The sequence below is a fragment of the Enorma sp. genome (assembly GCF_982429025.1).
Window position 1 is genome coordinate 1 of sequence record NZ_CEWCAA010000072.1, and the last position, 7728, is coordinate 7728.

Consider the following 7728-nt stretch of genomic DNA (forward strand, 5'->3'; position numbering starts at 1 on the left):
CCGCCACGTCCCGACTCGCTCCGCACCGAAACCGTTCGAACCTCGCGGCGGCGCTCGTCGCGCACGAGGCGCCCATCTTCGATAGCGAGCACGCGGTCGGCCATGAGGGCGATGTCCTCGTCGTGGGTGATTACGATGAGCGTTTGCTTGAGCTGGCGATTGGAATCGCGCAGGAGCTGCATGATCTCTGCCGAGTTCTTGGAGTCGAGGTTGCCCGTGGGCTCGTCGGCGAGCACGACGGCCGGGGCGTTCATGAGCGCGCGGCCGATTGCCACACGCTGCTGCTGGCCGCCTGAGAGCTGGTTGGGCAGATAGTGTTCTCGGCCGGTGAGGCCGAGCGAACGAAGGAGCATCTTGAGGCGCTTCTCGTTGACATCGCGTCCGTCCATGCGCACGGGCAGCGTCATGTTCTCAACGACATCCAAGATGGGGATGAGATTGTAGAACTGGTAAACGAGGCCAACTTCGCGGCGGCGGAAGACGGCGAGCTCCTCGTCGCTGCGGGCGAAGATATCCTGCCCCTGCAGGCGCACGGTACCCGAAGTGGGGCGATCCACCCCGCCCATGAGATGCAGGAGGGTCGATTTGCCCGAGCCCGAGCTGCCGATGATGGCGATGAACTCGCCTGCCTCGACGGTGAACGAGACGTCGTCGAGGGCTCGCACGGCGGTGGCGCCGGTGCCGTAGACCTTGGTGAGGTGCTCGACAGAAAGGATGTTCATAGGTGGCCCCTTTGGGTCGAAGGGATACGTCACCTACGATACTGGACTTTGCTGCTTGCGCCTATGTGACCACCGCGTGACACATCTGTCACCTTAAAGGGAGACAGTTGTGCCGGGTCAATCTGTCTCTGAGGCAGCTGGATACAGACTGAGACAGTTTAACCCGGCACAACTGTCTCATGGCGCGGGTGTTTCGATCTCAAGACTAGCCGTGGCTCGACGGGGAATAACGTGCTCACAGGGAAATCATGGGGAGGGGGATAGATATGACGCGGGGACCTCGGGCTGTTGCGGCGTCGGGATACTACCATGTAGTCGTTCGGGGGAACGGCAAGCAGGTGATATTCGAGGACGATGAGGACCGATATCGGTTCCTCAATCTTATGAGGCATGCGATGCGCGCCGGCGATATCCATATCATCGCTTGGTGCTTTATGGATAATCACGTGCATCTCATCGTGCATGATGAGGCGTGTAGGCTCAGCGACGCGATGCATGCGCTGCTCTCGCCCTATGCTCGATACTTTAATAAGCGCTCGAACCACGTGGGGCACGTGTTTCAGGACCGGTTTTCGGCGGCACCCATCGAGGACGATGCCTACCTCCTGAGGGCGGTGGCATATGTTCACGCCAATCCCGCGAAAGCGGGCGCGGGACCGATGGATCAATACCGATGGAGCAGCTACGACGAATACGCTCATCCAGGGGCATCAGAGTTCGAGGTCGTAGATTCCGATCTTGTCCTGAACATGTTGGGCGGTCCTGCCGGCTTCGTGCGGTTCTCGAGGGGCCTGCAGGGGGACGGAGGGTTCTCTACCTATGAGGCGCGCGTTCCCGGACTTGCTCCCCTCGATAGGGCGAAAGAGCGCGCAAAGCCCATCATGCAAACCTATCGTCTCGCTTCGCTCGGGGAGGTACAGAGCCTTGATCGAGCGAAGCGAGACGAGGTGCTGCGTGCCTTGCGGAATGCGGGCATCTCCATCAGACAGATCGAGCAGCTGACGGGAATCGGGAGAAGCACCGTCGCCCGCGTGACGGCATGAGACAGTTTGACCCGGCACAACTGTCTCATGCGGCGTGAGGCGGTTTAGCCTGAGACAGTTTAACCCGGCACAACTGTCTCAGGAGAAGGTGGCGGCGCGCTCGGCTTCGACGTCGCGTCCCAGGCGCTGGAACTTCTCGCGCTCGATGTCATCCATGCCTTGGTAGGGATCGTGGCGCTTTGCAAACATCTCATCGCCTTCGTCGCCCCACAGGCGATTGGCCACGGGCTCCCACTCGCGGGCGCGCTGCTCGGTCTTGGCGCGCAGCTCCGAGGGGCTTTCCGGTTCCACGAGGTCGGTGCCGTGGGCACCGGATTCCTGCACCATCTGGCCCAGACGCTCGGGGTTCTCGAGCATGGGGCACGGGCGCAGATGGTTCTGGTTGAAAGGCTGCCCCTCGTAGTACTTCATGAAGAGCGGACTCTTAAGCGCCTCGAGAAGGCTCACGTCGTGAATGTTTGCGTTGGCGTAGTGGATGAAGACGCACGGCTCCACGTCACCCGCTGCATTGATGTGCAGGTAGCGACGACCGCCGGCGATGCACCCGCCCACGTACTCGCCATCGTTTTGGAAGTCGAGCGTAAAGAGCGGCTTCTCGTTTCGCATCTCGCGCACAAAGCGGTACATGCGCTCGCGCTGCTCCACCGTGGGCATGAGCTCGGCGGGTGACCCCTTGCCCACGGGCATGTAGTGGAAGAACCAGCAGAAGAGCGCTCCTTGATCGATCATCCAGTCGAAATAGCGCTCGCTCGCGATGGCGTCGGCGTTGGCGCTCGTCCAGCATGCCGAGATGCCGAACGGCAGCCCGTGACCGCGCAGGAGCTCCATGGCGCGCATGATCTTGGCGTAGGTGCCCTTCCCGCGCCGTGCATCGGTGGTCGCTTCGGTGCCCTCGGCGCTGATGGCGGGTATGAAGTTCGCCACGCGGATCATGTCCTCGCAGAATTCCTCATCGATGAGCGTGGCGTTGGTAAAGCAGAGGAACGCGCAGTCCGGGTACTTCTCGCAAATGCGAATCAGGTCGCGTTTGCGCACCATCGGCTCGCCGCCGGTGTAGATGTAGATATGGGTGCCAAGCTCACGTCCCTGGTCGATGATCGAGCAGATGTCGTCATAGCTCAGGTTGAGCGCATGCCCGTACTCAGCAGCCCAACAGCCCGTGCAGTGCAGGTTGCAGGCGCTCGTAGGGTCGAGCAGGATCGCCCACGGAATGTTGCACTGCTCGCGCTCGCGTGATTTCTGCTGAACGGGCCAAGCGAGCAAGTTGGCATCGACGATTAGCGTTTTGAGAAGGCGAGAGCGCATGCTCGGATTGAGATGGAAGATGCGCATGATGAGTTCGTACCAGTTGCTGCGATCGCGAATGGCGCTCGAGATGGCCGTGCGCTGAGCGGGAAACACAGACGCGGGCACGAGCTTGTCGATGAGCTCCATTATTTGAGGTATGTGCTCCTCCGGATTCTCGTCAAGATAATCGATAAGCTTGTTGAGCGCGGCGCGCTCTGCCTTCTGGGTGAGTGCCATGGTCGTCCTTTCTGCGAGAGGCCGCGAGATGGATGCAGGAGAGGGGCTGCATGCGATGGTTGGGAGTGCGTGGGGGCGCGTGCTCGCATGCAACGGGTTCGCTCGGGGTAACGGTTCGGTAGTGGCCGGGCGCGCCCTGCCCCTCTGGCCCCAGTTATACCCAAGTATAGAAAAATCAACAACTGTAGAATTGATATGTGTCTATTCAACAAAGGCGTTGGCGGCGTGGGATAATCCACAGTACGAGCCGCGCGCGAAGATGGGGGATGAGGTTATGGGCGACGCCGTGCAGGGTGCGAAGAGGCTAGATCGAAGGGTCGTTCGAAGCCGGCGTCTCATCATCGACGCTTTCGAGCGCCTTTTGCTGAAAGAATCCCTCGAAGACATTACCGTGAGCGCCATCGCGCGCGAGGCGGATATTGACCGGAAGACGTTCTACCAGCACTTCGGCTCGATTGACGGTCTTATAGACTATGTCGTCTCCGAAGAGGTCGAACGGGTGCTGGACGATGTCGAGCGTGCGCGCGACGAGCGCGGTTCGGCCGATACCGAGCAGGACCTTCATGCATTTCTTAAGAGCGTGAACGAGGTCATGTGCCGCGACATCGTGCTCAACCGGCGCTTTTTTGAGGGCATCCCCACCGACAGGCTCATCGAGCGCCTAGGGCAGCCTTTTGAGCGAGGGATCATCGAGCGTGGAATCCTATCGAAGCATCTCCCCGGACAGTACGTATCGTGGTGCGTGTCGTTTCTATTCGGCGGCATGCTCTCCGTGTACCGTTCCTGGCTGCTTTCGAGCCAGGAGGCATCGCTTGAGGAGATTACCGACGTCATCAACCAGCTCGTCATCCACGGCATCGAGAGCTTGGACATCGCTTCCTAGGGAAGGTTTGCGGCGGTTCGCGTGTTCTTGCGAGGCGAAAGTACGGGGTCTTTGCCCCTGATGGATGACGCTTCGGGCTTTACGGGCAGATAATCGCAGAATTTATCTGCCCGAAAACGCAGCGGCGTGGCGGGTTAGGCCGCGCGAGACGGTGCGGCGTGAGACAGTTTGACCCGGCACAACTGTCTCAGAGACAGTTTAACCTGGCACAACTGTCTCTCTTACACGATGGCTTTGAAGAAGGCGATGTCGAAGCGTGCGCCGATGATGGCGCCCGATGCGTCGCGTGCGTTCGAAGCGGCGATAGTGCCGTCTTGGGCCGTGATGAGCCCTTGGGCGAGCGACAGCCCGATACCAACGCCCGATGGGTTCACCTTCGAGCCCTGTTCCTCATCTGTGCCGCGTCCTCCCCGGTAGAAGCGCTCGAACACGTGGGGAAGGTCCGCGTCGGCGATGCCTGGTCCGGTGTCCGTCACGCGGATGCGGCAGGCGAGCGCGTCCTCATGTGCCTCGACCGTCACCGTTCCCCCGGCAGGCGTATGCTCCATGCAGTTCTTGAGGATGTTCTCGAGCGCTTCGGCCGTCCATGCGCGGTCACCGATGAAGCTGCATCTCTCGTCAACATCGATGACAAGGGAGATGTCGGCAATGTCGAAGGCGATGGCGAGGGGCTGGGCCGCATCGTGAACCATGCCGGCAACGTCGACGGGGTCGTGGGCGAGGGAGAGCGCGCCGGCGTCGAGCCGGGCGAGTCGCAGGAGTGCGGAGACAAGGTTCTCCACACGCAGCTGGAGCTCCTCGATGCGGCGAAGCCTTTCCACCTCGTCGGTGCAGTTCCCACGTGCGGCGAGGCTTTTGCGGACGAGCTCGGTGGTGATGGAAAGCGACGTTAAGGGCGTCTTGATCTGGTGGGAGATGTCGGCCAGGGCATCGGCGAGCATCTGCTTCTCGCGCGCGAGCTCCTCAGCGGTCAGGTTGAGGCGCGAGACCATCTTGCCGAGCTCGCTTTGGAGGATGGCAAGCTCACCCTCGTTCATAGAGCCGAGGTCAAGCGCGCGATCCCCATGCAGCACAGCGTCGATATTCTGGCTCAGGCGCGAGAGCGCGCGATAGCGCTGGCGGGTAAGCGCAAGCCACGGCACCGTTGCGGCCGCACCAGCGATAAGGACCCAGGGAAGGGCCTCGGGTCCGCAGCATGTGGCTGCAGCGAGGGCGCAAACGGCAACGAGCGCGAGCGAAACGATGAGGATGCGGGCAACTTCGCGGTTGCGGAGCATCGGTTCCTCCTACCCCAAGGCCTTGTAGCCGAGCCCACGCACGGTGGCGATGAGGCGAGGGTGAGCGGGGTCGTCTTCGATCTTGTCGCGCAGGCGCTTGATGTAGACCGAGAGCGTGTTCTCCTCGATGTAGGTTCCCGCATCGTCCCAAAGGGCATCGCGGATCTGATCGCGCGTAATCACCGAGCCCTGGTGCGTGGCGAAAAGGAGGAGCAGACGGTATTCCAATGCAGAGAGGACCACCTCGCACCCGTTTCGCTCGACGTGCGCGCGGTCGGTGTCGATGGCGAGGGGTCCGAAGGCAATGACGCGCTTTGCAGGCTGTGAGCGGTGGATGGTCGCTGCGACGCGCGCGAGGAGCTCGCGCGGGCGGAAGGGCTTGGAGATGTAGTCGTCTGCGCCCATCTGGATGCCGGCAACGGTGGTGAACTCGTCGCTCGAAGCGGTGAGGAAGATGACCGGGAGCTGCGGCAGTGCCTGCTTGAGCGCCGTGCAGACGGCGAATCCGTTGCCTTGGGCCAAGGTCACGTCGAGAAGCACGAGCGAATAGGGGGAAGCAGCCGCACCGATCGCGACGACGGCACGGCTTGCAGGGGAGGCATGCCCCTCAGGGGCGTTCGCGCTGCCCAGGGCAAGCTCGATTGCCTCGTCTTGCCGCGCGGCGTGGTCGACCGCATATCCCTCGCCCACGAGAAGCTCGGTGAGCGCCTCGACGATGATGGGGTCGTCTTCGACCAGCAGTATGCGCGTTGCCATTCGGCTGCTCCCATCAATCGTTCCGGGTTAGTTGTGCACGATGACGCAGAGGCCGGGCGAGATCATGTCGTAGAGCGCCGCCGCTTTGTCGTACGGAAGGTTCACGCAGCCATGGCTGCCTACGCTCTTATAGGCGTTCGGGTTGCTGAACGATGAGGACGCCTGCCAGGTGGCATCGTGGAGGCCGATGGAGTTTCCCACGAAGGCCATCCAGTAGTCGACGTCGCTTTCCCACTTGTACTCGCCCGTCTCCGGGTCCTTGGGGCCGCGGAGCGTGATGCCGCGGGCCTTGCGGTTGAGCATGTAGATGCCCGTGGGGGTATCGCAATTCTTGTTGGGATTGCCGGTGATCACGCCAGACTCCCACAGCAGGTTGCCGCTGGCGTCGTAGTAGCGCGCGTGCTGCTCGGAGATGTCGATATCGATGTATGCGCCCCAGTCGCGCTGGCCCTGCCCGTTGTATACATCGCCGGTCTGCGACGTGGGCACCTCGATCTCGGTGGACTGCTTGGCGTTCACGGCCTCGACGACCGATTGCACAAGGGTGTCGTTGTCGATCGACCAGCCATAGGTTCCGCCCGAGACGGTGATCTGTTTGCCGTCTTCCCGTGTGTAGGTGCGCTTCGTTCCCACGGTATCGAGGCCATCGGCAAGGGAGCTCGCCCAGCTCGAGACGGCCTCCTGGTTGATGGTGGGCGTGAGGTTCTCGTCGAATGTGATCCACTGCGCCACCTCGGCGGAGCCGATCGTTGCGACCTCGTTGCCGTTCATCTTGATCGAGATGCTCACTCCCAAGAGCTCGTTGGCGGCATCGCATGCAGCCTGGATGTCGCTGTCGCCCATGCCCTCCACCAAGGGGAGGAACGCATCGTCGCCGAGCTTATCGAGCGAGGCGCTCTCATCAAGGTCCGCGAGGGCGAGCTTGGCATAGGCGATGATGTTATCGCGGTTGAGCTTTTCGTTCGATCGCGCCTTATCGACGGTGAAAGCCCCGGCTTCGGCATCGTATGCGCTTGCAGCGTCGAAGGTGCCCGAGCGCCCCTCGTTAAAGGAATCGACGGCAGCCCCCAGGCCCTCCTCGAAGGAGGCGACGTCGAAAGAATCGGAGAAGAGCGAGAAATCGGCTTCGGCCGTGAGGTCGACCGTCTCGTTTTCCGCCTGCGCCTCGGTGGCACCCGTCAGCGCGGCGAAGAGGTGTACGGGCCAGCGGAGGGCATCGTTTTGGTCGAGGACTTCCTGCGCGGCGGCATCGGCGTCGAAGAGCGCGTCCGCGCTTTCGGGCTCATAGGTCCAGCTGAAGCCCGAGCCCTCGACCGTGAGGGAGTAGCGGTTCATGGATGAGCGGATGCGGGTGGCGGCGCTGCCGGGGCCGATGAGCGAGACGTCGGCGCCGGCGATCGTAGTGCCGGGGTAGAAGACGTTCGAGAAGATGATGGCGCCGCCGGCATAGGTGATGACGAGCAACGCGACGATGACTCCCAGCACGATGAGGGGAACGCGGCGCCGGTTTCGCGGCGTGCGCT

General features: G+C 62.1%; 7 protein-coding genes. 2 read left to right on the forward strand and 5 right to left on the reverse strand.

What is annotated here, in order from left to right; all coding sequences use genetic code 11:
• The coding region (locus tag AC1VS5_RS09180; RefSeq protein WP_481218428.1) for an ABC transporter ATP-binding protein at positions 1–722 on the reverse strand (722 nt) is incomplete at its 3' end.
• A gap of 266 nt (positions 723–988) precedes the next feature.
• Here AC1VS5_RS09180 and AC1VS5_RS09185 point away from each other — a divergent pair.
• Positions 989–1765 (forward strand): transposase, encoded by a 777-nt coding sequence (locus tag AC1VS5_RS09185; RefSeq protein ID WP_481218429.1) that lies wholly within the window; start codon positions 989–991, stop codon positions 1763–1765.
• A 78-nt stretch (positions 1766–1843) separates the two neighbouring features.
• On the opposite strand, the gene AC1VS5_RS09190 is transcribed toward AC1VS5_RS09185, so the two are convergent.
• Positions 1844–3289, reverse strand: a complete 1446-nt coding sequence (locus AC1VS5_RS09190) for a radical SAM/SPASM domain-containing protein (protein ID WP_481218430.1) — start codon at positions 3287–3289, stop codon at positions 1844–1846.
• A gap of 259 nt (positions 3290–3548) precedes the next feature.
• Here AC1VS5_RS09190 and AC1VS5_RS09195 point away from each other — a divergent pair, with 259 nt between their 5' ends.
• Positions 3549–4172 (forward strand): TetR/AcrR family transcriptional regulator, encoded by a 624-nt coding sequence (locus AC1VS5_RS09195; protein WP_481218431.1) that lies wholly within the window; start codon positions 3549–3551, stop codon positions 4170–4172.
• A 221-nt stretch (positions 4173–4393) separates the two neighbouring features.
• On the opposite strand, the gene AC1VS5_RS09200 is transcribed toward AC1VS5_RS09195, so the two are convergent.
• The 3 genes from AC1VS5_RS09200 to AC1VS5_RS09210 form a co-directional block, all read right to left on the reverse strand.
• Positions 4394–5449 (reverse strand): sensor histidine kinase, encoded by a 1056-nt coding sequence (locus tag AC1VS5_RS09200; RefSeq protein ID WP_481218432.1) that lies wholly within the window; start codon positions 5447–5449, stop codon positions 4394–4396.
• A 9-nt stretch (positions 5450–5458) separates the two neighbouring features.
• Positions 5459–6205 (reverse strand): response regulator transcription factor, encoded by a 747-nt coding sequence (locus AC1VS5_RS09205; protein WP_481218433.1) that lies wholly within the window; start codon positions 6203–6205, stop codon positions 5459–5461.
• A gap of 27 nt (positions 6206–6232) precedes the next feature.
• The coding region (locus tag AC1VS5_RS09210) for a L,D-transpeptidase family protein (RefSeq protein ID WP_481218434.1) at positions 6233–7728 on the reverse strand (1496 nt) is incomplete at its 5' end.